We start from the raw sequence: 26323 nt of genomic DNA, 5'->3' as shown, positions 1-26323 counted from the left end.
CCGGAGGGGCCGACCAATGAAGGTGGCGCTGTTTTACGGACACTATTCTAGCAACATTGGAGATGTTGCGATCAATGCCGGGCTCGTGGAGTATTTGCGTCGCGCGTTTGGCGATTCCCTAAGGTTAAGGGTTTTCTTTTTGAACAGCACCGGGGAGGAACTGGGTGGCAGGGAGAGTTTTTCGGAATTCCCTGAATGCGAATTTCAATCTGTCTTCAGTTCAGCAACTGAAGCCATAAAGTATCTTGCTTCCCCTGAGGCTTTTATTTCTGACTGTGGGGTTGAGGGGTTCGATCTGGTATTGGTCAATGGTGGCGAGCACTTCTTCTCTTATCATCACAATGAAAACTGGCATAACCTTTTCTGGCGATCCTTGCCGATAATTGCGGCATCGGCGTCGGGACTGCGATGCGCTGTTGTTCCTTCGAGCTTTGGGCCTTTTGAAACGAAGGATTCGGTTGACTTCATGCACAACGTTTTGGGTGAAGGCCCCGAAGTTGCTGCGAGGGACGCGCGGTCCGCCGAGATTTTAGCCTCACAGGGATTACTGGCGGATGCTCCTGTCTTTACGGATATGGCGTTCTTTTTGCGGTCTGATAAGCAGCGGTCACGCCAAAAGCACCAAAAGGTCTTGGCTGTGACTGTTCGCCCTGATAGCGCTGGCTTGAGAGTGGGCGAACTGGAAACAAAACAGGCGGCAGAGCGCTACGCAGCCTCTGGATACTCCGAATCACCTTCATTCCAATCTACCCTTGCTGTTCTTCGGCAGTTGCTTTCTGATCAGAGTTTCACCGTCCGATTGTTTATGCAGTCCAACGCGGATGTAGATCTGACGCAGGGGCTATACGCCGTATTAAGCGGAGAATTTGGTGACTCCAGGGTTAGTCTGTATCGCCCTGTATCGGTATCAGATTACCTTAGAGAATTGTCCGCTTGCGACTGCATCTACACGTCGAGGTTCCATGCTGCCATCCTTGGGTATGTGGCGGGAACACCCTCGGTGACCGCCTATTTTCCCGAGCATGGACACAAAATGCCCGGCTTATACGAGTACCTTGGCCGGGAGCAATTCTGTTTTGAGCTAGGTGGCCGTTTGATGGATGCCGAGCGGGATAAGATTGTTAATGCCATTTTTTTGGCGATCGATGATTACCCCTCCCTACATCCGGAAATTGAAAAACGGAAGTCCGAAACGGTCGAGTGGCTGAGGCAATTGACGACTGAAACAAATGATCCAGCCCCGTTTATGTCTAGCAGTGAAGCGGTTCAATATCAGCCTTGGTGGCCAGAGGTTGTTTCGGCATCCGAGCGCAAGAAAGTTGAAACGGCGTTACGTTCCCGAAACACGAGGCACAAGGAAGTCGTTGCCGCTCGAAAAGAAGCCTATGAGCGTGTGAAAGAACGAGAGAAGAAACTGTCAGCAAGGGTTGAGACGCTTGCCCGTGAAAATGCCCGCCTTTTAAAGAAGGACATTTCTTCTGGCAGGATACGCCGCCTTCTAGCAAATCTTATCGGGAAAGGATCGGGGTAATGTTTGGTTTCGGAGTTCCTCGGCTGGCGGGTCGAGAATTTTATCCTTACGAGCGAATCACTAATATCAGCACACAGCGCTGTGTCGATAACGCTCGCCGGATTCTGAAGACTGGGTGGTCAGTAGGGAAGAACGTGCCGGTTCGAGTTGGACACGACTCGATCGACTGGACTATCTCGGACCCCAAATCACGTTCTTGGGCTTGTGCGTTACATTGCTGGAATATGCTGGATGTCCCTTTGGCAGCCTATTCCGAAACAGGCGAAGATCATTTTCTCACACCCTGCCTTGAGGTAGCTCTGGAATGGGCTGAACTCCACCAGAAAACTCGTTCTGTCTCCGAGTTTTCCTGGTATGACATGGCGGTGGGTATGCGTGCTTATCGTTTGGCGTACCTCATCGATGCTGCCCATAACAAGCGCCTATTAAATAGGTCACAGCTAAGGCTGCTTTGGCGATGTATGTTGAAACATGCTCGACATTTGGCAGCTGAAAAGAACATCACCTATCAAAACAATCACGGCTATTACCAGATTGCCGGGCAGTTGGCATTGGGGAGAAGGTTTGCAAGCGTTTCAAAGGAACTCTCCGAAGCCTATCGTTTAGGGCTTGATCGGTTACATCGAATACTAGCGCTTCACTTTACTGAGGAGGGCGTCCATAAAGAGCATTCACCTGACTATCACCGGATGGTGTATGAAACGCTAAAAGGTTTGTTGGATGCCGGGTTGGTAACGGATCCTGAACTTACGGAACGTGCCTTAAGGATCGAGCAGGTCCTTGCGTGGTTTGTATACCCAGACGGCATTCTTGTTAACTTTGGTGATTCTCCGAGTCGTGACATGCGACGGCCAGTGGAGGAAGCGCGCACAAAGTGGCGGACCCCCGAAATGCAGTTTGTTGCAAGTTCAGGACAAGCTGGGGAATTTTTCGATTCACCAGTCGGAGGTTTCGACAAATCAGGCTATTGGATTGTTAGGGCCAACACTACAAATGCATCTTTAGCGGAAAATCAATCCAGTTATCTGGCACATGCAGCGGCTTTTCATTCCCGAACGCATAAGCATGCCGACGATTTGAATTTTGTTTGGTTTGACCGAGGTGTACCAATTCTGACTGATGCGGGCCGTTATGGGTACATCGGTAAGACCAAAAGGCTGTCTAGGCTCTGGCTTGACGGATTTTGGTACTCAGACGAAAACCGAATCTATTGTGAATCAACTCGTGCTCACAACACACTGGAATTCGATGGCCGCAACTTCAAAAGAAGAGGCGTCAAACCGTTTGGAAGCGCGATTGAAAGCTTCGGTGAGTCGTCAGGCGTGTATTTTTGTTGGTCGCGATGCAAAGAATTTGACAGCATCCGCTATGACCGCTTCCTCATCTTTAAACCAGGTTACTGGTTATGGGTCGTTGATAACTTTTCGGATATCAAGGGGCATAGCCACGATGTTCGACAATGTTTCAACGTGTCTCCTCTGCACTCTGTAGTCAAAAACGATAAAGAGTTTACAATCTATCTCAATAAATCAGAGTGCGAAATGGACCCCCGATTGACAGTGCTATCGGCGAGTGAAAGTCCGGTTGATGGGGCTTTGTTCCTCGGGGATGAAAGCCCTGAATTGAGAGGTTGGATCTCAGAGTCCGATGGCGAGGTCAAGCCATCTCCAGCCTTTCAGTATGCAATGCGAGGACAGAGCCGAGGCCGATTTAAGACTTTGTTTACTTTCTCCTCCAATGCGGAGGTAAGCAAAGCTGAAAGCAACGATAGAGACGAGACCATATCGGAAGTTTTAGTCTGGCGGGATGGCAAGGAGGAGCAGTCTTTATCCTTTTCAGCCAGCGCCAAGCATGGCATGAACTTATCAATCAAAGGCTAGCGCTATTACCACTTAAGCTGTCTTGATTTATTTGGAGTGTATCGGTGAAAACGCAGTGGCAGACTGACTTGGTTAATTATTTTGAAAAGTGCTTGGGTTCGCCAGAGCTTCCGGGTGAGACACCCTCTGAAAAAAGAGCAGCTTCGAAGGTTCGCACTCATCTGCCAAGGTTGCAAGAGTTAGCGAATATATCTAGCAGGACGAATTTCTACAAGGTTCTTTTTTCGGTCAGTGAGCAAAGAGTTTCGAACGACGCAGAAATTATTTTCCTCCATAGCGCTGGGGGAAGTGGATCGCATTGGGTTCAGGACCTGCTTTTGAAAAAGGGACTGGTACAGCCATGCGGGGAGGTAAAGTTCGCCAAGCCGGTGAGTTCCATTGTCTCACGTCTCAAGGGTACAGAACGGGATGTAGCCTTAAACGCTATCCACCTATTAAATTTGAGTGATATAGATTTAAATTCTCTTTATATTCCAATTGTGAACTCATCACATATGAGTGGCTGGAAAATGAGTGACCTGTATAGAGGGAAGAAAAGGAATGTCCTGCTATTGCGTGATCCAGTTGATATAGTTATGTCTCGCACTTTTAGGAAAAATAGCTATCGGGAATTTATATCTCCGGACTCAGATGATCAGGAATATCTAAGAAAAAATGTGAGCTTCGTTAAGGAGTTTTATCGAAAGGCAATAGGGAAGACTTTTGACCTTGTTATAAAGTTTGAAGAAATTTCCGGGCATGAGGATGAAGTAATTGAGAATCTTAAGTCGATTCTCACTAGAGAGTCTGCTCGAAGTTTTATGTGCACAGACTTCAGAAGCAGGAATTTTGATAATAAGTATAAAGGGGATAGGTCGGTAGACAATCAATTTATCGTCGAGGCCAAAAACCTTCTTAGGCAGGAGCTGTCAGTTTTTGAGAGTACTAACTCCGGGTTCAGTGTGAGTTTTGGCTAGGGATTCTGATGTTTAAGATCTTAGGAAGGGGTTAACGGTTTCAAGGTATAACCAGGAGAAAAAGTGAAGCATCTCAAATACCGCTTAGATATTGATGGCCTGCGTGCAATCGCAGTCTTATCAGTAGTCCTTTACCACTTTAACAAGGATTGGGTTCCTGGTGGTTTTATTGGTGTCGATATATTTTTTGTCATTTCAGGGTTTCTAATAACCGGGATTATATTCAAGACGCTTCAGGACGACTCCTTTTCTTTTCAGGAGTTTTATCTCAGGCGGTTTCGGAGGATTTTGCCTGCCACAACATTTGTGGTGGTTTGTACGCTAGTGTTTGGCTGGCTGGTGATGTTGCCTGATGATCTTTTGGATCTGACTTATTCATCGGTCGCATCAATCTTTATGGCTGCCAACGTCTACTTCTGGCTGTTCTTGGATACCAGCTACTTTGCGGCTTCCTCTGAATTCGAACCTTTGCTTCATATGTGGTCTTTGGGGGTAGAGGAACAGTTTTATCTTCTTTGGCCGGCAATCATCTTTTTTGCTTTCAGGATAGACGGGAAGCGCGGCATCATCCTGTCAGCGGTTGGGTTGACCCTGATCTCATTCGCGCTAAGCGCGTGGTCGGTTAAGGAATATCCTGCTTTCGCCTATTACATGCTCCCAACCCGTGCTGGCGAGTTGCTCTTTGGTGCGTTGACGTTTCTCGCGTTAAGTAACAGTCGAATTGACCTCGGTCGCCAGTTTAGTGTCGTGGCTTCTGTTGTCGGCGCGGGGTTGTTGGTGATTTCCTTGATGACAATTACTCGCGATATCGGTTTTCCGGGCATTGCGTCTCTGCTGCCGACCATAGCGACAGCCCTCTTGATTTTTGGTGGGGCATTCGCCGGTAATCCAGTAAGTTTTGCCCTATCACTTGGGCCGGTTCGGTTCATTGGGAAGATCTCATTCTCTCTCTATTTGTGGCATTGGCCAGTGCTGGCATTTTATCGCTATGCCTATGGTGAACTTGGCTTATGGTCGGGACTCATCTGCGCTGCTGTTATCGTATTGGGGACACTTGTTTCATACTACCTGATTGAAACGCCGTTCAGGCGTCCAGAAAAATTGAAGCGCGCTTCGGTAATGGTGGGAGGAGCAAGTCTGGCCTCCTTGTCACTAGGGGCACTTATTTACGCCTCGGAAGGTATGGTTGATCCGGTTTCGCCGAGCGGATACCAGACGGCTTTGAGTGGACTTGAGGAAGCAACAATATCGGCACCTCGTTTCCCCTATGTTTGTCAAAGACCCGACTTCAGACGGGAACTGATGGATGATCCCAAGTGTGTTATTGGCCCGGAAGGAGCTAAGCCTGATACTTTGATATTCGGCGATTCTAATGCATCACACTATGTAGGATACTTTAAGGCAATAGCCGATGAACTAAAGGTGCCGATGAGAAATATTGCGCATTCGGCGTGCCCTCCTCTGCTTGAAAACTCTGGATTCTATGCAAAAAGAAATCGTCAAACTTGCTCAGCTTTTAATGAGGCTATGATGGCCGAAGTAAAAAAATATAAAACGGTTATTGTAGCTGCAAGTTGGACTGCATATCGGAAGGATGGTTTTTACCAGGAGGTTGAGAAGACTATTAAGTACCTCAGTGATAATGCTGAGTCAGTAATTGTTGCGCTAAAAATTCCGGTAATACCGAGTTTCGATAGATTTTGCGAATATAAAGCTCTGAAAATTCCATTTATGGATTGCATGAACGCCGCCATGACCGAGAATGACGGTGACTATGAGGTTAACGAGTTTATTGTAAATCTTGCTCAGAAGATTGATAACGTAAACACGATTAGTGTCAGGGATATGCTTTGTCAAGGAAAGGTTTGTTCAGGGTATCTGGAAGGTGTTCCCGTTTATTATGATTCCGGCCACCTAAGTATGAGGGGTTCCGAGAAGCTAGGGCGCTTGGCTATCGAGCAGGGCCAAGGTTTGCACTTATATAGGAAGGCTGATGGCTAGAGGCGTTGGAAATGATCCGGTTCCCTGTCGCCGGTTGGCTTGTGTTTATCCGGTGATTGTATGAGGCTGCTGAGAGAATACCTTTTCTTCGTGAAAGGTGGGAAAGTGCGCCCTTTTTTGGCAATGGGGTTTAATGTTCTTTCGCAGACCTTTCCCTTTTCATTTCTTAAAGCTTATTCCCAGGGCGATCTTACCGGGAGTCTTCGGATATTGAGAAAGTGGCGATTTACCGGCGGGCGAGTCAGGCAGCAGGAGCGGAAAATCGCGGACATGCGTGATTTTTTGGTGTCCAAGGATGATCCTATTTCAAAGGAAAACGGAAGACGGGAGCCATTTAATGGCTGTGTGATGCTGGCCTTTCATAGCTGCGGAGCTTTCGATCCCTCCGGATACGCCTCACGTTCCACTGCCTTGGCTCAAGGGCTCGAGGCATTGGGTATTGGGGTCAACGCGGTAGTAAGGCCTGGCTACCCGTGGGATTTACCTGCCCACAAAACGGAACGTCGGATTCGTTACACAACTTATCAGGGTGTAGAGTTCCAGTTCTGGCCTAACGCCGGAGTGTCTCTGCGGACCCCGGATTCTGAGTATATCGAGGTGTATGGGCGATTGCTGGCCGAAGCTGCAAGCGATCGCAGGGCTTCGGTCATCCATGCAGCTTCGAATTATCTGAACGGCTTCGCTGCCGCCAAAGCGGGTGCATTGCTCGGCATTACCTCAGTCTATGAGGTTCGGGGTTTATGGCATGTAACCCGAGCTTTTTCCCAGCCCAACTATCGGCAATCAGAGCACTATCATTATTGCGAGAAACGAGAAATCGCTGCGTGCTTTTACGTGGACAAGGTCGTGACTATTTCGGAGGCCTTGAAGAGATGGTTGGCGGGTAAGGGGGTTCCTGAGAGCAAAATCTCCGTAGTAGGCAATGCGACCTATGTTACTGACGTAGAAGAATTTTCAGAAACTTCGGTTGAAAACCTGCGATCAAGGTTTGCTTTGCCAGAGAATGGACGCGTGATCGGCTATCTCGGCTCGTTGGTTGAATACGAGGGTCTGGATCTTTTAATCGAATCTTTGGCTCGGACTCCCTCACATGCGCGTCCGACGCTGTTGCTGGTCGGCAGCGGTAAACACGAGGGAAAGCTCAGGAGCCTTTCAGCTGAGCTTGGCGTTGCGGAGTACGTCATTTTTGCGGGGAGGGTAGAACGGCATGAGGTTTCTGCCTGTTATCAGCTGATGGACCTAGTTGCTTTGCCTCGGAAGGCAGACCTGCTGACTCGTCTGGTCCCCGCAATTAAGCCTTTTGAGGTGGTGGCTGAGGGGCGACCACTCATGGTGAGCGAGTCTCTTGCCGAAGCCCTGGAGGGTAGCTTGGATGGCGGCTTTTCAGTAGTTGACTTCGACAACCTTGATCGGTTGGACGAACTTTTTTCGCGGGAAGTGACTCCCATCGATTCGATTCCTACCTGGGCGACAAGAGCCGCGGAACTCAAAACCATCTACATGGGCCTCGATTGATTTCCATGTATGTGGTGGGCGCTTGTAAGACGCTGATCTTACCCTGTTTCTCGAGTTCCGGCCGCGTGTAATTACTTTATGAGGGGAATATATGGTCGCAGCAACAGTAAATTTGGATGATAAGGGCATTCCGTTAAGTGATTATGGAAAAAGAGAAGGGGAGCTTGTAGGTCATCAAAGATCAATAGTTGCAGTGGCGGACAAGGGGTTAGATTACTGGAACAAGGAGAATCCGTCGCAATCACCTGTGCTGCTGTCATACTCTTGGTCAGAGGGCCGTGACCTGAGAACATCTAACGGTTCAGAACCTCAAGTGTCCAACCTTGAAGGCATGATTAATTGTGCTGACTGGCTTGTAGAAAATGCTGTTACCCAAGCGGATGCTGTCCTGTGGAAGTATAACTATCCCTTCAAAAACAAAATGAGCGCAGGCTGGAGATCGGGGCATGCGCAAGGGCAGGCTATTTTGTTGCTGATTCGGGCGTTTGATGCAACCGGTGACCGGAAGTATCTCCAGGTGGCCGACGGGGCTGTTCGAGGTTACTGTATTCAAACGGAAGAGGGAGGCTTTACTGAGAAGCTTAGTGACGACAGCTGGTGGTACTTGAAGTTTGCCAGTGAGGGTGGCGAGAAACCGTTCGTTCTGAACGGGATGCTGTTTGCGCTGCTGGGTTTGCATGAGTATTCACACAGGTTCAATAGCCAACTTGCTGATGATCTGCTGGATAAGGGGCTTTCGGCGGTGGAAGCAATGTTGCCCAGGTTTGATATGGGGAATTGGTCTGCATACAACATATTTGGGAAACCATGCTCAAAACATTATCACCAGATTCAGTGTGTTCAGCTTGAGCAACTGTTTACTCCGGATTGCCCGCCGGTAGTCAGAGAGATTCTCGATCGCTGGAAGGAATCTGACACCTCGGGTGCTACGGCGGGAATGTACGAAATGGGTTCTGGTAAGAAAAGTGACGTCGCCGGTCCTGAAACTATTGAGCGGCCCGTGGCTTCAGTTAATCGGGGGTTCAAAGCCAAGCTCAAAGCCCGCTTGAAGAGCGTCCTCGGTAAATGAGTCTTATGCCGTTCATTCGATGGTGTCTATCGCTCGGGAATAAATTCTTCAGGGTTGTGCCGTGGCAGACGTCTTGGGTTGTATTGCTCACCCTGAGTTCTCAGTTAACTTCTTTACTGGCATTTTTTCTGCCTTTAAAAGTTGTCATTCTTCTAGGCTCTGAGGGAATTCCCCGTTATTTTCCGGCCTCTTGGTCGAGCGTTGATCGTGATTTCCTGATTGTATCTTTGAGCGGAGCCACTGTTGCGTTCTTCCTCCTACATCTCTTGGCCGAGCGAGCCATTGATTGGGTCACTGGTAGCGGAACAGTCCGCTTACTTGCCAGGAGTAGGAAAGTCATTCTTTTCCAGAATCAGGACGAGGTGGCCGGGAGTGCGTACCAGAGATACACACGTGCTTTGGCCAGTTTATGTTTCATACTCATATCCCTGGCAACAATGGTTTGGCTGTATCCGGGGGTAGCTATAGTCATTTCCCTCCACGGAATGATAGTGGCGATGCTGCTACTCGGCTTGAGCTTCATAAGTTCTGGATTTAAAGAGAAGCTGAACGCCCGGCTGAACCAGACGTTGAAGGTCGCAGGGGGCGTTGGTTTCTTTATCGCGTTTGGGTTTTTGGTGGCAGATTTTATCGTGGGTTCTCCGCCAGGTCTGATTGTGGCGATCGTAGCCATTTTGTTGCTGAGGCAAATGACAAATCGTGTTGTCAGTCTGGTCAAAGATCTGGCTTGGCTTCAAAAGCAAAAGACTAAGGTTGATGCGTTGTTTTTTCACGGGAAGGTACTGATGCCGGCAACGAAGCCGGAGAAAACCATCTGGCCTCTCATAGCAAGGGAAAAACGAGAGGCGGTTGCGTCAGCGGTGTATCGTGAACTGGTTGATGGAGCTGACGCTCTGCAGCGAATCACCTGGCATCAAACCGGTATTCAGGATGTGGCAGGACTAAGGTTTGTAAGCGACGGTGAAGGTTATCTCCTGAAAATATACGGGTCTAGAAGGAAAGGGCAAGGACTGCATGAAGCCTCTTTGGTCAGTGAGGCAATTACAGATTTGCCCGCCCCTGAGTTTTTGGGAACTACAGTCATCCAGAAGTTTTCCTGTCTGCTTTACAGACTTCCCAGCGGAAGTTACCCGTCAGTCCGGTCTTTCAGGTCGGCAGAGCTGGAAGTCCGCCGTCGCCTTATGTCACTCCGCTTACCACGGGATATCGTTTATCGATTCGAACGGTCGCAACCAATGCTTTGGCAACGTCTGGGGCCTCAGGTTTGCGACCAATTGTATACGGCAGCCGCTTCATCTACTGATGACGCATGCATAGTTGCCTTGGGGAATTTGCTTGGCAACCTGCAACGTATCCTTCGCTCGTTACCTTTGACGCTCGTTGTTCCCGATATCAAAGAGGACCAACTTTGGTTGCCTGATGATGGCTCAGGGCCTCTGGTGACGCATTTGGGGAGTTGGACGGTTGAACCGTTAGGTGCAGGCTGGCCCGTGAGGCGTAGCATGCTGTCAAGACTAGAGAATGCTTTGAAAGAGCAGTCTTCGAAAAAGGATACAAACGCCGAGGTCGACCCAATCCACGCGGAGTTGGCAGCACTATCTTATGCGTTGGACCGTGAATGCAGGAGGCAAAGGCTCAATCAGGCGCTTGAACTGCTTCCGGAAATATATGAACGTCTCGCTCGTTGTACCGAAGCGGTCTGCTAGTGAGTTGTCAGTCAGAAACAAGAGAGATGGGAAGAAGAATCATCAGTGCCAAAGTTGATATGTTTGTATGGAATACATTCCAAAATGACGCAAGGGTACAAAATGAGGCAGATACCTTAGCGAGGGCTGGCTACCGGGTTACCGTTCACGCACTGCACGCGCCAGGTTATACGGCTCGAACAGAGTCCCTGTCATCCGGTGTTGAAGTGGTCCGTCATGGACGTATCCAAGGACTCAGATTACTCGAGCCCCGGAAACACACTGCTGGTCGTAGTCGGGTACAATTACTGACACTGATGCTAAGCCGCTTACTTACGCATCTGGCGGTTCTGGTTAGCCTTTTGCGCAAACGGCCAGATGTTATCCATGCGCATGACGTGAACGTTTTGCCGACCTCTTGGTTGGCAGCCCGTCTCTCCGGAGCCAGGCTGGTTTACGATGCCCACGAAATAAGTTCCGGTCGAGAGGGCTACCGAAAAATTGGCCGAATGGTTGCCTGTCTCGAAGGAGCGATCATGCCAAGGGCCGCTGGCTCAATCACCACCACGGATGCACGAGCCAAGTTTTTTGCCAGGGCTTATGGTATGGAGCGACCGATCGTGCTTCAGAATCGTCCCAGGTTAACAAAGGTTGGCCGAGGCAATCGTATCCGTGAGGAGCTGTCTCTGGATGAGGATTGGCCAATTGTTCTCTATCAGGGCGGCCTGCAACCGGGTCGAGGATTGTTACGCTTGGTTGAGGTTACCAAGGATGTGCCTGGCGCATATTTCGTGTTTGTTGGTGGTGGCAGCCAAGCGGATGAGTTGGAGCAGCGGACAAAGGAGCTTGGCCTTGAGGACCGGGTCAAGTTTATTCCCACGGTCCCTTTGCAGGATTTGCCTTATTACACCGCATCGGCGGATATCGGTGTGCAACCGATTGAGAATACCTGTCTAAATCACTTCACCACAGACTCGAATAAGCTTTTTGAATACGTCGTTGCCCGTATCCCGGTGGTGGCTTCGGCGCTTCCCGAAATAGCGCAGGTGATACGTAAATATGATTTGGGAGTTCTTGTAAAACCAGGCGATTCTGAGGACTTGGCCGATGCCATTAATCGCCTTGTAAAGGATCCTGGCCTGAGAAAGCGCTATTCCTCCAACGCTGAAACTGCTGCAAACCAACTCAACTGGGAGGAGCAGGAAGGTTCACTGGTCGAGCTGTACGAGCGCGTTTTGTCGTGAGAATTCTGTTTCTAACCTTTTACTTTCCTCCAGATCTCAGTGCCGGCTCGTTCAGGGCCAAGGCTTTAGCCGATGCCTTGGTGGAAGAGGGATCCGACATACAGCTGGATGTCGTGACGACGGAACCGAATCGTTATCGTAGTCATAAACCAGAGCTTGGTCAGAATAACGACCAGCGATATACGGTCACACGTATCCCATTACCGGAACAGCGTTATGGCGTCTCCGGTCAGACCCGGGCGTTCGGAAGCTTTGCTGCTTCAGCAATTCGCTCGTTACCCTCTGACAACTACGACATCGTGGTCGCGACTTCATCACGATTGATGACTGCATGCCTCGGGGCATTCGTCGCTAAGCGTATGCGTGCCAAGCTCTATCTGGACGTGCGAGACATCTTTGTCGAGACGGTTGACGATGTATTTACTTCATCTTGGATGAGGCCTGCGAAATGGGTCTTCGGGCTTGCCGAGCGCTGGGTGTTGGGTCAGGCAAGTCGAGTTAACCTGGTATCAAAAGGCTTTCTACCGTATTTCGAATCTAGGTATACGCGAACCGACTATCGATTCTTCACCAATGGAATTGATGAAGAGTTTCTCGGGTTCATTCCCAGCGAACCTGATCGCAGCCAATCAAGCTCTGAAAAACGGTACACCATTTTGTACGCGGGAAATATTGGGGATGGTCAAGGGCTTGAGCATATCCTTCCTTCGTTGGCGGTAAAACTGCGAGACCGTGCGCACTTCGTGGTGATCGGTGATGGAGGGGCGTTGCCAAGGCTAAATGCTGCAATAAAGAGAATGGACGCACCTGTGACGTTGTACGGCGCAATGCCCCGTTCGAAGCTTGCCGCGGAGTACGCTCAAGCTGACGTTTTGTTCCTCCATTTAAACAATTTGCCGGCCTTTTCCCGGGTATTGCCTTCAAAGCTCTTCGAGTATGCCGCTACTGGAAAGCCCATCCTTGCCGGTGTGGAGGGATACGCGAAGTCTTTTATAGCTGATCAGGTAAAAGGCGCGGAAACGTTCTCGCCATGTAATTCAAATGAGGCTGAAGCGGCCCTTAATCGATTGGCTCTAAAAACATACGACCGTCGAGATTTTGTATCCCGATACGCTCGCACGGAAATCATGAATGCTATGGCGGCCGATATCATTGATTTGAAGGTAGAGAGCGATGTCTAGGAAGACCGTTTTGGTAACAGGAGCTTCGGGCTTTGTTGGCAGTGCAGTAGTCAAACACCTCTTGGAGAGGGGCTATAAGGTAAAAAGCGTCGTTCGGTCAGAGCAGAGTGTACCCGTTGGGAGCGAGAGAGTAGAGGTGTCGGATATCACCGCTATGACTCAGGAAGACTGGATGGCGTTGCTGGAGCCAGGAGATTCGGTTGTCCACTGTGCCGCTCTGGTGCACCTTATGGGGAAAGAGAGTGCCCAGCTTTCACGTGAGTACACACGAGTAAATTGTGATGCGACTGATGCCTTGGTTCAGGCCGCCGTGCGGCGGAACGTAAATCGCTTCGTCTTTCTTAGTACCGTGAAAGTGCACGGGGAGGAATCCACGTTGGGAAGACCCTTCCGTGCCGGAGATACGCCAGCTACAGATGACCCCTATGCGAAATCAAAACTGTGTGCCGAGGCGATTTTGGAGAAAGCGGCAATTGGGTCGGATCTGGAATGGATAATCATTAGACCTCCCCTCGTGTATGGCCCTGGTGTTGGAGCGAATTTCAGGGCTTTGGCGAAACTCGTAAGATTGCGATTGCCGCTGCCTTTGGGGGCACTGAAAAACAAGCGCAGTTTGGTCTCTGTTGGAAATCTGGTCGATCTGATTGGTGTGTGTCTCGAACATCCAAAGGCGCCGAGGCACAAGTTCTTGGTGAGTGACGGACGTGACGTGTCTACAACAGAGTTGCTAAGGGAAATGGCAAAGTCTATGAACAAGCGTCCGCTTCTTTTCCCGGTTCCTGAAGTATTCCTGCGAGTTGCAGGGCGGATAGTTGGCGCAAACGCTGCGCTACGAAGACTGTGTGGGACACTTCAGGTTGATATTCAGGAAACAAGGGACGTGGTGGATTGGATTCCCCCCCAATCGATGAGTGAGGCTTTGGCTGAAATTTTCGATGGGAAACGCGACCGAGTTTGAACACAAGTGTCCGGTGAACGGGGAGCTGGGATGTCGGGGGCAGGGCCACAAGACCTTGTCCTTTTTTTCTTTTATCATCGGGAGTACTAATTGCTCGGGCATGTGGCTCGGAAACATCTGAACTGAGGCGATTCGATATCCATGTTTAACAACAGCTCCATCCTGGTCACCGGCGGCACTGGCTCGTTCGGCCATACCTTCGTGCCCATGCTCCTCGAGAGATTCAATCCGAGGCGAGTCATTATTTTCTCCAGGGATGAGATGAAACAGTGGGAGATGGCCAAGAAATTCTCTGGCGATCATCGGGTTCGTTTCTTCATCGGTGACGTCCGTGACAAGGATCGCCTGTATCGTGCCCTGGATGGTGTCGACTACGTGGTGCATGCCGCCGCGACAAAGATCGTTCCGACTGCCGAGTACAACCCGTTCGAGTGCATCAAGACCAACATCAATGGTGCGATGAACCTGATTGATGCCTGCATCGATAAGGGCGTTAAGCGCGTTGTCGCTCTCTCCACCGACAAGGCAAGCAGTCCCATCAATCTATACGGCGCTACTAAGCTCGCCTCGGACAAGCTGTTTGTTTCTGGCAATTCCTACGCGGGAAGTCACGATACCCGCTTCGCCGTCGTACGGTACGGGAACGTGATGGGTTCTCGAGGGTCGGTGATTCCGTTCTTCATGTCGCTCAGGGAGAAAGGTGTTCTGCCGATTACCGATGAGCGAATGACACGCTTCATGATCTCTCTGGAAGATGGTGTTGAACTGGTCTGGCACGCCTTTGAGGACATGGAAGGTGGCGAGATCTATGTGAAGAAGATTCCTTCCATGAAGGTGACGGATCTGGCCCGGGTGGTCGCCCCTGAAGCGAAGCAGGAGATCGTCGGTATCCGCCCCGGTGAGAAGCTGCACGAACAGATGATTGGGGCCGAAGACGCTTACTACACGTACGAGTATCCGGAACACTTCAAGATTTTGCCGGCGATTCACGATTGGAGTTCGGATGCGAATCGGATCAAGGACGGCAAAAGAGTCCCGGAAGGGTTTATCTACTCCAGTGACAATAATTCAGAGTGGATGTCGGACCAGGAGTTGCAGAGCTGGATCGATTCGAATCGCGAGAAGATTGGGAGTTTTTGATCAATGATTCCCTACGGTCGGCATGAAATTACCCAGCAGGATATTGATGCGGTTGTTGAGGTTCTTCAGTCAGATTTCCTGACCCAGGGGCCAAAAGTTCCGGCCTTTGAACAAAAAGTGGCCGAACACGTCGGCGCCCGCTTTGGCGTGGCAGTGAACAGTGCGACGTCGGCCCTGCATATTGCGTGCGCGGCTCTGGGGCTGTCGGAAGGAGATTGGCTTTGGACATCGCCTGTGACGTTTGTGGCATCCGCCAATTGCGGTCTTTACTGTGGGGCCAGGGTGGATTTTGTCGATATCGATCCCGCAACCTACAACCTCTGTCCCCGGGCACTGGAACGCAAACTGGAGCGCGCGAAGGCTGAAGGTAGGTTGCCAAAGGTCGTGGTAGCGGTTCATTTATGTGGGCAGTCCTGTGACATGGCCGCGATCAAATCCCTGGCCGATCACTATGGTTTTCGGGTGATTGAAGATGCCTCCCACGCCATTGGTGGGAAATACCGGGGCGAATTCATCGGGAACGGTCGCTACAGCGATATCACAGTTTTCAGCTTCCATCCGGTCAAAATAGTGACCACGGCGGAAGGCGGTATGGCCGTGACCAACGACCCGGAACTTGCCGCGAGTATGGAGCTTTTGCGAAGCCACGGGATTACCCGGGATCCAGACCGAATGACGCACGAACCGGACGGCCCCTGGTATTACCAGCAGGTTGGCCTTGGGTTCAATTACCGGATGACCGAGCTCCAGGCAGCGCTTGGTGTCAGCCAGATGGATCGGCTGGACAGTTTTGTGGCCAAACGTCACGAGTTGGCGAAACGCTATGACACCCTTCTTGCCGATCTTCCGTTGACAGCACCTTTTCAGCATCCAGACAGCTATTCGGGGCTCCACCTGTACGTTGTGCGCCTGCATTTCACTGGCGCCGGCCCTTACCATCGGCAAGTCTTTGAATCCTTGAGAGCGCTGGGGATCGGCGTCAATCTGCACTATATTCCGGTACATACCCAGCCGTATTACGCTGACATGGGGTTTTCGCCCGAGGATTTTCCGGAGGCCATGCGTTACTACCGGGAAGCAATCAGTCTTCCTATGTTCCACGGCCTGACGTTTGATCAGCAGGACACCGTGGTTGCTGCACTGACGAAGGCGCTGGCGGCATGAAGGTCGCGATTATTCCTGCCCGTGGGGGAAGTAAGCGCATACCCCGAAAGAACATTCGTGATTTTTCTGGCAAGCCCATGATCGCCTGGTCCATTGATGCCGCGAAGCTCAGCGGCTGTTTTGATCGAATCATTGTGTCGACGGATGATGATGAAATCGCAAGCGTAGCCCGGGAGTATGGTGCTGAGGTTCCCTTCCGAAGACCCGCGACGCTGTCTGGCGATTATGCCGGGACGGTTCCCGTGATTCGGCATGCGGTTGACTGGTTGGTCGGCCAGGGTTTCCCCGTTGACTTTGCCTGCTGCATATACGCCACGGCGCCCTTCCTGGCCGTCGAGGACATTCAGCAGGGAGAGCAGCGTTTGCGTGAGTCCGGCTGCAGCTTTGCATTTTCAGTAACGAGTTATGCCTTCCCGATCCAACGAGCACTGCGATTGAAACAAGGTGGTCGGGTGGAGATGGTTGATCCCCTACAATTTGCAACGCGATCCCAGGATCTTGAGGAGGCGTGGCATGATGCCGGTCAGTTTTACTGGGGGACGGCGGATGCCTGGATGGAGGAGCGCGTCATCTTCAGTCCGGACTCGGTGGCAGTACCCGTTCCCCGGTATCGCGTTCAGGACGTGGATACCCCAGAGGATTGGGAATCTGCGGAGTATATGTTTGAAGCGTTGAGGGCCCGGAACAGTCATGGCGGGTAAAATGGTTGTCGTTTTCCGGGTTGATGCGTCTCTGGAAATCGGTACCGGCCATGCGATGAGGTGCCTGACGCTTGCCGATGTCCTTCAAGCAAAGCACGCTCGCTGTATCTTTGTGATGCGAAACCTGCCCGGGAACCTCGAGAGCCTGGTAAAAAGCAAAGACCATGAGGTCAGGATGCTTCCGGAACGCGGCCCATCGGATAGCGAAGTTCTTACCGGCCATGAAGGCTGGCTTCGGACGGACTGGAAAACAGATGCCGCCGACACCATCGCCGCAATTCAGGATGCTCCGCCCGACTGGCTTATCGTAGACCACTACGCCCTGGATGCCCGGTGGGAGCAGGCTCTTGCCGACAGCGTGGAGTCATTGTTGGTGATCGATGATCTTGCCGATCGCCCCCACGTTTGTGATGTTTTACTGGATCAGAATCTTGGGCGCAGTCAGAGCGATTACGATGGTTTGCTGCCTCAGACTGCGGTGAAACTGATGGGCCTCCGTTACGCTTTGTTGCGACCTGAATTTGCCGATAAGCGGGCCATAAGTATCGCGCGGCGGCGATCCGGAGCAGTTCAAACTATCCTTGTGAGCATGGGCGGCGTCGATAGTGAGAACATAACGTCCGATGTACTGCGCGCACTGGATTCAGTTCAAGAGCTGAAATCCTGTCACGTTACCGTGGTGATGGGGAGGGGGGCTCCTCACGCTGAGGAAATTTCGGAGTTGATTCAGCGGATGCGTCTGCGCGCCCGGATGATGGTGAATGTGGGCGATATGGCGTCACTGATGTCTGACGCGGACTTGGCCATCGGCGCCGCGGGAGGCACCGCCTGGGAGCGATGCTGCCTTGGTTTGCCGTCTCTGTTGGTCGTGATGGCCGCCAATCAGAAACCCGGGACTGACGCGCTGGCTAGAACCGGCGCCGCCCTTGCCGTCGGGGACAGAACGCATGTATCGGAATCCTTGGCCGGTGCTGTAAGGTCGTTGCTTGATCCGGCCCATATCCGAGCCATGAGCGATCGAGCCGCTTCTCTGTGTGACGGACAGGGAGTCAGGCGGGTTGTTGCGCAAATGCTTGGAGGGGCCTAGTGACGACAGGTGAATTGAGGCCGATGGTTTCCGGGGATCTCGATCGCGTTCTTGCCTGGCGTAATCATCCGGATGTGCGAAGGTATATGTACAGCAGTCATGAGATTGCTCCGGAAGAGCACAAGCACTGGTTTGAGCGCGCTCAGAAGGAGCAAGGAGTCTCGCTGCTGGTATACGAGCTCGACGGCATTCCGTGTGGCTTCGTCAATATTTCCGAAACGCGATGGCCGGCAATCGCCGACTGGGGCTTTTATCTGGCTCCGAATGCAAGGAGTGGGACAGGGCGCGGACTGGGTCAGGCTGCGCTTCGGCATGCTTTCGGAACCATGTCGTTACACAAGCTCTGTGGCCAGGCCATTGGATTTAACGAGCGTTCGATCAGGTTCCACCGCGCGCTGGGGTTTACACTTGAAGGCACACTCCGGGACCAGTTTTTCGATGGTGAGCAATACCATGACATTGTCTGTTTCGGGATTCTTGCTTCAGAGTGGCAGAATTCGAATTCGTAACCTGTGGACATATTTATGACTGAGGCGATGATTACTATCGATGGGCGGGAGATCTCCGGAAATCAATCCCCGTACATTATTGCGGAACTGTCGGCCAATCATAACGGCAAACTTGAAACGGCAATGAGGATCATCGAGGAAGCGGTTAAAGCGGGAGCAGACGCCGTTAAGCTGCAAACCTATCGCCCGGACACGATTACACTCGATTCCCAGGCAGAGGAGTTCTGTATCAAAGGTGGCTTATGGGATGGCCGCACGCTTTATGAATTGTATGAAGAAGCGCATATGCCGTGGGAATGGCATAAGCCACTTTTTGATCACGCCCGTAAGCTGGGGATTACTATTTTCAGCTCACCGTTTGATACCACTGCGGTCGATTTACTCGAAGAGCTCGGTGCCCCGGCCTATAAGATTGCTTCATTCGAGGCGGTAGATTTGCCCCTTATTGAATACGTTGCCCGCACCGGTAAGCCGATGATCATTTCCACCGGGATGGCCGACGCGGAGGAGATTCGGGAAGCGGTCGACGCCGCCCGAAATGCTGGCTGTACCCAACTCGCTATCCTGCACTGTGTCAGTGGTTACCCGGCTCCGGCGGAGGACTATAATTTGCGTACTATTGTCGATATGCAGGATCGTTTTGGGTTGGTTACCGGGTTGTCCGATCACACCCTGGATAACACCACAGCCATTGCCAGTGTCGTCCTCGGCGCATCGATTGTAGAAAAGCATTTTACGCTCGACCGGCAGGGAGGAGGCCCGGACGACAGTTTCTCATTGGAGCCGGAGGATCTTGCGGCGTTATGTCGGGATAGTAAAACCGCGTGGAAAGCGTTGGGCCGGGTAGATTATGGAAGGAAGTCCAGCGAGCAGGGTAACGCCCAGTTCCGCCGTTCGCTGTATTTTGTTCAGGATATCAAATCGGGGCAGATGATCCGGGAAAACGACATTCGTAGTGTGCGCCCTGGTTACGGTTTGGCTCCCAAGTATCTGAAAGAGGTTGTCGGCAGGGTAGCGACGAGAGATATTGAACGACACTCACCGGTCGCGAAAACGGATTACCGGTAGGAATTGGGATGGCTCCGGTTCAAAGGGTGAGGACGGAAAGCATTGTTCAGGTGTAATCATGGCAAAGGGACTTAAAATGAAGAATATTGCTGTTATTGGTCTTGGTTATGTCGGCCTGCCGCTTGCCGCCGCGTTTGGCGAGCAGCGCCGGGTTAAGGGGTTCGACATCAATAGCAAGAGGATTGCTGAGCTCAAGGATGGGGTGGATTTCACTCGCGAAGTTTCACGAGAGGAATTAAGGGCCTCCTCGAATCTATCATTCACCGACTCCCTTGAAGAGATTGCTGAATGCGAAATATATATCGTTACGGTCCCCACTCCGATTGATGAATACAAATCGCCGGACTTGAGTCCGCTGATTCGTGCAAGCGAAAGTGTCGGTAAAGTTCTCAAGAAAGGTGATATTGTTATTTACGAATCCACGGTCTTTCCCGGGGCTACCGAAGAGGTTTGTGTCCCGGTTCTGGAGCGTGAATCCGGCCTGATCTTCAATAAAGATTTCTTTGCCGGTTACAGTCCGGAACGAATTAATCCGGGTGATCGAGAACACCGTGTTACAACCATCAAGAAGGTGACCTCGGGTTCCACGCCTGAAATTGCCGATGAAATAGACACCCTCTATGCGGGGATCATTACAGCGGGCACTCATAAGGCCAGTTCCATAAAAGTTGCCGAAGCGGCAAAAGTTATTGAAAACACGCAGCGCGATCTGAACATCGCGCTGATTAACGAGCTATCGATGATTTTTGCCCGATTGAAAATCGATACGCACGAAGTGCTTGCTGCCGCGGGTACCAAGTGGAATTTCCTCCCGTTCAAGCCGGGGCTCGTCGGTGGGCATTGTATTGGCGTGGATCCCTATTACCTGACTCATAAAGCCCAGGCGATCGGTTATCATCCCGAGATTATATTGGCAGGTAGACGGGTAAACGATGGAATGGGTGCTTACGTGGCCGCTGAGCTGGTTAAAGCAATGATTAAATCAGGACAAGCCGTGGCCTCCGCTCGCGTATTGATTATGGGCTTTACGTTCAAGGAGAACTGCCCGGACCTGCGGAATACGCACGTGATTGATGTGGTGAAAGAGCTTCAAGATTTTGGTTGTGTGGTAGACATTACAGATTGCTGGGCTGATAGTGATGAAGCGGAACATGAATATGGTGTATCGCTTACTGATACGCCTGAAACCGGAATTTATGACGCATTGCTCTTAGCTGTTCCACATCGGGAATATGCAGAAAAGTCCTCGCAGGCTTTGCGCACTTATTTAAAAGACAATGGCGTACTTTTTGATTTGAAAGGGGTGCTGCCGCTTGGTGAAGCCGACTTGAGGTTGTAGTTCTGAATTGAACCAGAATTCGAAAAGTCTTTTAAGCCGAGCAGTGAGTTCGGCTTTTTTGCGCTCAGATCTTTTTTAAATACTTTGCCAAATGTTGTTAATTTAATTATTATCTATTGCGATTTACATAAACTCCCCGTTTTTTTAAAGCCCTAAATTGAACAAGGTTTTATTTCCATGGCAAAGATTAACGATTACTACCAGAAAAAACAGCTTATGGAAAAGCTTGCTGCAGAGCTGGAAAAGCTTGAAGAAGATCAGGCTCTGAAAGGTGAACTGGAGTTTGAAAACAAGGTCCGTGCGTTGATGAAGGAATATGACAAATCGCCGAAGGATGTCCTTCAGATTTTGTCAGCCATTGATCCTACTGTTGCTGGTGCTAAGGCAGACTCTGTCGCGGGTAGCCGCCCGAAGCGTCCCCTGAAAACATACAAGAATCCGCACACTGGGGAAATCGTTAAAACCCGTGGCGGTAATCACAAGACTCTGAACGAGTGGCGTGACAAGTACGGTAAGGAAGCCGTACAAAGCTGGCAGGAAAACTAAGATCAGCTTGATTGTTCAAAAAAAAGAAGAGCTCGGTTAATGCCGGGCTTTTCTTCTATTTGAGCCACCAAAAACTTTCACACAATTTCTGCCGGCTTCTTTGGCCTCGTATAAGGCCTCATCGGCTTGCTGCATCCATTGCATGTAATTCTCCGGGCTTTCGGTTAGCTGGGCGACACCCATGCTAATGGTGTAGCGAATCGGCGCGACGCTGGTTTCCACCACGCTTTGCTCAATATGTTCTCTTATCCTCTCGCAGATCACCTTCGCGCCTTCTGCGCCGGTTTCCGGCAGAATGATCCCGAACTCTTCGCCACCGTATCGGCCGGACGTGTCGGATTGCCTTAGGCCGCTCTTCGTTACGGCAGCCGTGTGCTTGATAACCTCGTCACCGGCGAGGTGGCCGTAGCTGTCGTTCACTTTTTTGAAGTGATCAATGTCGAACATAACCAATGAGGTGGCCTGTCCGTAGCGTCGAAAGCGCTCGAACTCGGCGTCGACCAGGTTTTCCCAGGTACCGCGATTGAGCAGGCCGGTTAGCCGGTCGGTCATGCTGAGTTTGGCCAGCTGCTCGTTGGCACGCTCGAGCGCCCGTTTGCTGCTGGCAATGTCGGTCACGTCGTACACCATCAGGCACACCTTCTCGACCTCACCGGACGGCCCGGACAGGGGGCTGATGGTCAGGTTCTGGAACATGTATTCCTCGGTGCCGGTGATGGGGCGGGTATTGCGAAATTTGAACAGGTAAGGGCGTTGCTCCCACGAGGTAAAGGCTCGGGTGTTCAGCAGTGCCACCGCATCCACCTTGCGGGATAACCAGGCCTTCGGGATGTCCGGGAAGACATCAAAGAGCACTTTGTCGCGGATTCTGCTGGCGGTGATGCCGCTGTGGTTTTCCATGAAACCGTTCCAGGCCTGAACCCGGAAATCCAGATCCAGCACCACCAGCCCGACTTCGACGGACTCAAGCATATCCATTAACCAGTGAAACGAATTGGCTTCGACTTCTTGAAAGGCCATGGATCAGTCCACCAGATATTCAAGACGTTGTTCGAGAAAGGGCACGGAATCCTCGGTGAGCAAGACCAGCACGTCGCATTGGATATCGCGATCCTCCAGAACATAACTGACCTCTATGCAGAGCAGCCGTTCCTCACGGGAACTGTGATGTTCAAGAAGTTCGGTAATCTGTCGGTGCTGCCCCAGAACGGTGGGGTGTCCGAGCCCGAGCTTCAGGTCCAGTTGGTCGCCAATACCCTTGAGGAACGCGCCGAACAGGATGCTGGACATGTCCATCAGCACTTCTACGTTAACCGCTTCGCCCTCGAGTTCTTCGTAGTGCAGCATCTCCGCCATCTCATGGAAGCTGGCATCGGCAAACAGCAGCAGCGCCTCGCCAGCAATGCCTGCCCCGGTAAAGCCCTGGCAGACGGCGGAATAGGTGTCGTAATTCTGGGCGGCGGAAATGGCCATGTGCAATTCCGAGTTGGCTATGAAGGCAACCTTGGGAATCGGTTGCTTCACAAACACGCGGAGCAGGCGCGCCAGCAGGTCCGACGAGCGGCCCATGGCGACGTTGGAAATTTCCTGCAGGTAATCGTTCAGCGAAATCGACAGCGCGGGTTCGGCCGGTGCGTTCCTGATGTTGGTTTTCAGTGTGCTGTCGTTCAGGGCGGTGTCTTCAACCTCACTGGGGCTATAGAAGCCATAGTCTCTGAGCAGGGACAGTACAATGCCCGATTCGGTGGGCTTGCGGATGAAGTCGATAGCGCCCAGCTTTCGAACCCGTTCCCGGGCCTCGGGCTGGATATCGCCCGAGACGACGATCGTCAGTACCGGAAGGTCTTCTTTACGGACCGTTTCCAGCACCTGATAACCGTCCATCTCAGGCATGTTCAGGTCCAGAAACATCAGTTCGGCTTCATGGGCCCGCAACGTCTCAAGCGCTTCTTTGCCGTTTCCCGCATAGGTGACTTCTGCGTTCAGGCCGCCGGGCAGGGCTCTGGCCATTTGCTTTCTGGCAAGTGCGGAATCGTCGCAGATTAATATGCGGGTGGTCATGTGGTTCGCCAAGGACAGAGTTTTATCCGGCGAAGTATAACAGGCCGTTGTTTTATGTACACATTTGCTACATCACGATGTTTTTTTGTGAATGCGATCATGCTTGGTGCGTTGGGGCGGCCCCGTTAGTGTTGATTGTGACGGGGCTCACTCTATTGGCCGAGCCGCCTCCGTTATAGTGTATCTGCGGCAAATAAACAGAAGAACATGAAGTTCTCGGGATAGCCGCCTGCCAGCTTAATAATCAGAAAAAGCAGGGTGGCAGCAGGGTCGGGCGTCGAAACTGACTCTACACTACTAATCAGAGACACAAGCTATGACACATCAAGCGTATGGATGCGCTGTCCTTGCCATGTTTTGTCTGGGTATGACGCCCGTTGCCCAGGCTGAACTGAAGCCCATTTCTGATGAAACCATGGGCGAGGTAACCGGGCAGGCGTTTATGCAGGTCGAAAATATCTCGGTGCCAACGGATTCCGAGCATCAGTTTACCCGAATGACGTTGGGGATTGATGTCGAGACCCGGGTCAATATCGACAATGCGACCGTGGGTGAGATTGACGGAGGCGTCGATTTTGCCGCCTCGCACGTCGCTCTGGGCCACATTGCCCGTCAGGACGGCGAACAATATAACGGCAAAGTTTACAGCGCCGGCGAGACGGTTCCGTTCGAGGCCGTTCAACCGTACATTGAGCTGGCCGAGGACGCGGACGGCCTTGCCGGATTCCGGATGGGGTTCCAGCAGGCCCGCGGCTCCGTTTCCTCGCTTACCTCCAGTTTCAGCGGCAACATCGGCCTGAAGATCAAAGATTCCTCGGATGTTGTTCATGATGCGGCTCTGTTTGATGCTGCAGGCCAGGCCACCAGCTATCGGGCCACGCAGATTGGTATTGCCGACAGTGCAGCCCCTACCATGTGCGCCGAATGTGCTTCCATCAGCAAGGTCCAGTCGCTCTTTGTAGGCACTGAAAACACCGACGGTACGACCGGTTTCACCGACGACTTTTTCATTGGGTTCCAGCGCGAAAACGTTGAATGGCAGAGCCCGGACGGTGCCAATGTGATCAATGCCGGTAAGGGTGTGTTTATCAACCTGCCAACCAGTATGACCGTTGATATGAGCCAGTTAACGGGCGCTTCTGGTTTGCCGCGCTTGCAGACGCACCAGACGGATATGGGGACGCAGTTGTTTTAAATGTTAAACTCCTGCCTCATTGATACACGACTGGCAGGAGTTTTCCCTTGATTCGCTCGTTCTACTGGCACGACTACGAAACCTTCGGCGTAGACCCGGTCCATGACCGCCCCTCCCAGTTCGCCGGTGTCAGAACAGACGAGAACCTCAACATCATCGAAGATCCGCTGGTGATCTACTGCAAACCGGCGGACGATTACCTGCCCTCCCCGGAAGCTTGCCTGATCACCGGTATCACGCCCCAGAAAGCGCTTGCCGACGGTTTCCCCGAGGCGGAATTCATCGCCCAGATCAACGAGGCCTTCAGCCAGCCTGGAACCTGTGTGGTGGGCTACAACAGCCTGCGATTCGACGATGAGGTAACCCGCCATACGCTCTATCGAAATCTGAGGGATCCCTACGCCCGGGAGTGGCAGAACGGCAATTCCCGCTGGGACATCATTGATATGGTTCGGCTCACCTACGCGCTTCGTCCGGAAGGCATCAACTGGCCGCGCAAAGAAGACGGCAGTCCGAGTTTTCGTCTGGAAGAGCTGACCGTTGCCAATGGCATTGCCCATGAAAGTGCGCACGACGCCATGTCCGACGTGCAGGCGACGATTGCCGTTGCCAGGCTGATCAAGGAAAAGCAGCCCAAGCTGTTCGACTTCGTGTTGCAGAACAAAGATAAGCATTCCGCCCGCGCGATGCTGGATACCGGGACGATGAAGCCGGTATTCCATATTTCGGCCAAGTATCCGGCGGCCCGTGGCTGCTGCGCAATGGTGGCACCGGTGGCCGAACATCCGACCAACAAGAACCTCGTGATTGTCTACGACCTCCGGGAGGACCCCACCGAGTTGATTGAAGCCACGCCCGAGCAGATTCGTGAGCGGGTATTTACTTCCCAGGCCGAGCTCGGCGAAGGCATCAGCCGTTTTCCGCTCAAAGGGGTGCAGTTGAATAAATGCCCGGTACTCGCGCCCGCCAACATGTTGTCGACCCTGTCAGCGGAGCGGTTGGCCGAGCTGGAACTCGACGGGGAAGCCTTGCGACGCAATCTCGCGATCTTGCGCAAGGCGCCCGGCCTGGCAGGCAGAATTGCGCAGGCATTTGATCAGCCACACGAGGGCGACCTGACCGATCCGGACGAGCAGTTGTATGCCGGCGGCTTCATCAGCAAGACGGACCGTGAAAAACTGAACTGGCTGTTGCAGCAACCGGTGGAAAGCCTGGGTGAGCAGGACGTCGAGTTTGGGGATGAGCGGTTGCAGGAGCTGTTGTTTCGATACCGCGCCCGGAATTACCCGGGCTCCCTTGTCGGGGAAGAAATGGAGCGCTGGGAAGAATTCCGATCCCAGCGGTTGATGCGTCCGAAAAAAGGGTGGCGATCGCTGGAGGCCTACGCCGGTGAGCTGCAGCGGCTGGCCGCCGATCCGGCATTAACGCCGGAGAAGCGGCACATTCTCGAAGACCTGCATCTGTACGGGGAATCGTTGATTCCGTACGTCTGA

At 52.0% G+C, this 26323-nt stretch carries 22 protein-coding genes; 20 read left to right on the top strand and 2 right to left on the bottom strand.

The genetic code is table 11. The features are described 5' to 3' along the window. Nucleotides 1–16: 16 nt before the first annotated feature. The 18 genes from KZO34_RS03955 (at nucleotide 17) to KZO34_RS03870 (ending at nucleotide 21574) form a co-directional block, all read left to right on the top strand. Nucleotides 17–1531, top strand: coding sequence for a polysaccharide pyruvyl transferase family protein (locus KZO34_RS03955; protein WP_219473604.1), 1515 nt, complete (start codon nucleotides 17–19; stop codon nucleotides 1529–1531). Further along, nucleotides 1531–3411 carry a heparinase II/III domain-containing protein gene (locus KZO34_RS03950; protein ID WP_219473602.1) on the top strand — a complete coding sequence of 627 codons (1881 nt, stop codon included), beginning with the start codon at nucleotides 1531–1533 and terminating at the stop codon, nucleotides 3409–3411. The genes KZO34_RS03955 and KZO34_RS03950 overlap by 1 nt, the downstream gene beginning before the upstream one ends. A 44-nt stretch (nucleotides 3412–3455) precedes the next feature. Further along, nucleotides 3456–4367, top strand: a complete 912-nt coding sequence (locus tag KZO34_RS03945; protein WP_219473600.1) for a hypothetical protein — start codon at nucleotides 3456–3458, stop codon at nucleotides 4365–4367. A gap of 63 nt (nucleotides 4368–4430) precedes the next feature. Further along, nucleotides 4431–6368, top strand: coding sequence for an acyltransferase family protein (locus KZO34_RS18770; RefSeq protein ID WP_219473599.1), 1938 nt, complete (start codon nucleotides 4431–4433; stop codon nucleotides 6366–6368). 60 nt (nucleotides 6369–6428) lie between these two features. Next, the gene (locus KZO34_RS03935) at nucleotides 6429–7883 is read left to right on the top strand and encodes a glycosyltransferase (protein ID WP_219473598.1); all 1455 of its coding nucleotides are present in this window, start codon (nucleotides 6429–6431) and stop codon (nucleotides 7881–7883) included. Nucleotides 7884–7974: 91 nt separating this feature from the next. Next, nucleotides 7975–8952 carry a D-glucuronyl C5-epimerase family protein gene (locus KZO34_RS03930; RefSeq protein ID WP_219473597.1) on the top strand — a complete coding sequence of 326 codons (978 nt, stop codon included), beginning with the start codon at nucleotides 7975–7977 and terminating at the stop codon, nucleotides 8950–8952. A gap of 497 nt (nucleotides 8953–9449) precedes the next feature. After that, on the top strand, nucleotides 9450–10658 hold the full coding sequence (locus KZO34_RS03925; protein ID WP_219473596.1) for a hypothetical protein: 1209 nt from the start codon (nucleotides 9450–9452) through the stop codon (nucleotides 10656–10658). 26 nt (nucleotides 10659–10684) lie between these two features. Continuing rightward, nucleotides 10685–11881, top strand: a complete 1197-nt coding sequence (locus KZO34_RS03920) for a glycosyltransferase family 4 protein (RefSeq protein WP_219473594.1) — start codon at nucleotides 10685–10687, stop codon at nucleotides 11879–11881. Continuing rightward, complete coding sequence (locus KZO34_RS03915) at nucleotides 11878–13062, top strand: glycosyltransferase family 4 protein (protein ID WP_219473593.1); 1185 nt, start codon at nucleotides 11878–11880, stop codon at nucleotides 13060–13062. Before KZO34_RS03920 ends, KZO34_RS03915 begins: the two co-directional genes overlap by 4 nt. Further along, nucleotides 13055–14020, top strand: coding sequence for an NAD-dependent epimerase/dehydratase family protein (locus KZO34_RS03910; protein ID WP_219473592.1), 966 nt, complete (start codon nucleotides 13055–13057; stop codon nucleotides 14018–14020). The genes KZO34_RS03915 and KZO34_RS03910 overlap by 8 nt, the downstream gene beginning before the upstream one ends. Before the next feature lie 141 nt (nucleotides 14021–14161). Continuing rightward, nucleotides 14162–15160 carry a UDP-N-acetylglucosamine 4,6-dehydratase (inverting) gene (gene pseB / locus KZO34_RS03905; protein ID WP_219473591.1) on the top strand — a complete coding sequence of 333 codons (999 nt, stop codon included), beginning with the start codon at nucleotides 14162–14164 and terminating at the stop codon, nucleotides 15158–15160. Between the two features lie 3 nt (nucleotides 15161–15163). Beyond that, a complete protein-coding gene (pseC, locus tag KZO34_RS03900; protein ID WP_219473589.1) occupies nucleotides 15164–16324 on the top strand; it encodes a UDP-4-amino-4,6-dideoxy-N-acetyl-beta-L-altrosamine transaminase in 1161 nt (386 codons plus the stop codon). Continuing rightward, nucleotides 16321–17025: a pseudaminic acid cytidylyltransferase gene (pseF, locus tag KZO34_RS03895; RefSeq protein WP_219473588.1), complete on the top strand. Its 705-nt coding sequence runs from the start codon at nucleotides 16321–16323 to the stop codon at nucleotides 17023–17025. The genes pseC and pseF overlap by 4 nt, the downstream gene beginning before the upstream one ends. Beyond that, nucleotides 17015–18112 carry a UDP-2,4-diacetamido-2,4,6-trideoxy-beta-L-altropyranose hydrolase gene (gene pseG / locus KZO34_RS03890; protein WP_219473586.1) on the top strand — a complete coding sequence of 366 codons (1098 nt, stop codon included), beginning with the start codon at nucleotides 17015–17017 and terminating at the stop codon, nucleotides 18110–18112. The genes pseF and pseG overlap by 11 nt, the downstream gene beginning before the upstream one ends. A 23-nt stretch (nucleotides 18113–18135) precedes the next feature. After that, nucleotides 18136–18621 carry a UDP-4-amino-4,6-dideoxy-N-acetyl-beta-L-altrosamine N-acetyltransferase gene (pseH, locus tag KZO34_RS03885; RefSeq protein ID WP_219477148.1) on the top strand — a complete coding sequence of 162 codons (486 nt, stop codon included), beginning with the start codon at nucleotides 18136–18138 and terminating at the stop codon, nucleotides 18619–18621. A 15-nt stretch (nucleotides 18622–18636) separates the two neighbouring features. Beyond that, nucleotides 18637–19689, top strand: a complete 1053-nt coding sequence (pseI, locus tag KZO34_RS03880) for a pseudaminic acid synthase (protein WP_219473584.1) — start codon at nucleotides 18637–18639, stop codon at nucleotides 19687–19689. A gap of 76 nt (nucleotides 19690–19765) precedes the next feature. Then, entirely contained in the window at nucleotides 19766–21028 is a 1263-nt protein-coding gene (tviB, locus tag KZO34_RS03875) for a Vi polysaccharide biosynthesis UDP-N-acetylglucosamine C-6 dehydrogenase TviB (protein ID WP_219477146.1), read from the top strand. A 177-nt stretch (nucleotides 21029–21205) separates the two neighbouring features. Next, nucleotides 21206–21574, top strand: coding sequence for a histone-like nucleoid-structuring protein, MvaT/MvaU family (locus KZO34_RS03870; RefSeq protein ID WP_219473582.1), 369 nt, complete (start codon nucleotides 21206–21208; stop codon nucleotides 21572–21574). A 36-nt stretch (nucleotides 21575–21610) separates the two neighbouring features. On the opposite strand, the gene KZO34_RS03865 is transcribed toward KZO34_RS03870, so the two are convergent. Then, a complete protein-coding gene (locus KZO34_RS03865; RefSeq protein WP_219473580.1) occupies nucleotides 21611–22594 on the bottom strand; it encodes a GGDEF domain-containing protein in 984 nt (327 codons plus the stop codon). Between the two features lie 3 nt (nucleotides 22595–22597). Then, complete coding sequence (locus tag KZO34_RS03860; protein WP_219473578.1) at nucleotides 22598–23635, bottom strand: response regulator; 1038 nt, start codon at nucleotides 23633–23635, stop codon at nucleotides 22598–22600. A gap of 316 nt (nucleotides 23636–23951) precedes the next feature. Between KZO34_RS03860 and KZO34_RS03855 the strand changes: the two genes are divergently transcribed. Together KZO34_RS03855 and sbcB are read left to right on the top strand one after the other, a co-directional pair. Further along, the gene (locus KZO34_RS03855; RefSeq protein WP_219473576.1) at nucleotides 23952–24830 is read left to right on the top strand and encodes a hypothetical protein; all 879 of its coding nucleotides are present in this window, start codon (nucleotides 23952–23954) and stop codon (nucleotides 24828–24830) included. Nucleotides 24831–24877: 47 nt separating this feature from the next. Then, nucleotides 24878–26323 carry an exodeoxyribonuclease I gene (sbcB, locus tag KZO34_RS03850; protein ID WP_219473574.1) on the top strand — a complete coding sequence of 482 codons (1446 nt, stop codon included), beginning with the start codon at nucleotides 24878–24880 and terminating at the stop codon, nucleotides 26321–26323.

The sequence above is a fragment of the Marinobacter sp. F4206 genome (genome assembly GCF_019392195.1).
Taxonomy (GTDB): Bacteria; Pseudomonadota; Gammaproteobacteria; order Pseudomonadales; family Oleiphilaceae; genus Marinobacter.
Note: the sequence above shows the minus strand (reverse complement) of the source record. Positions and strands in the feature narration are given on the sequence as shown.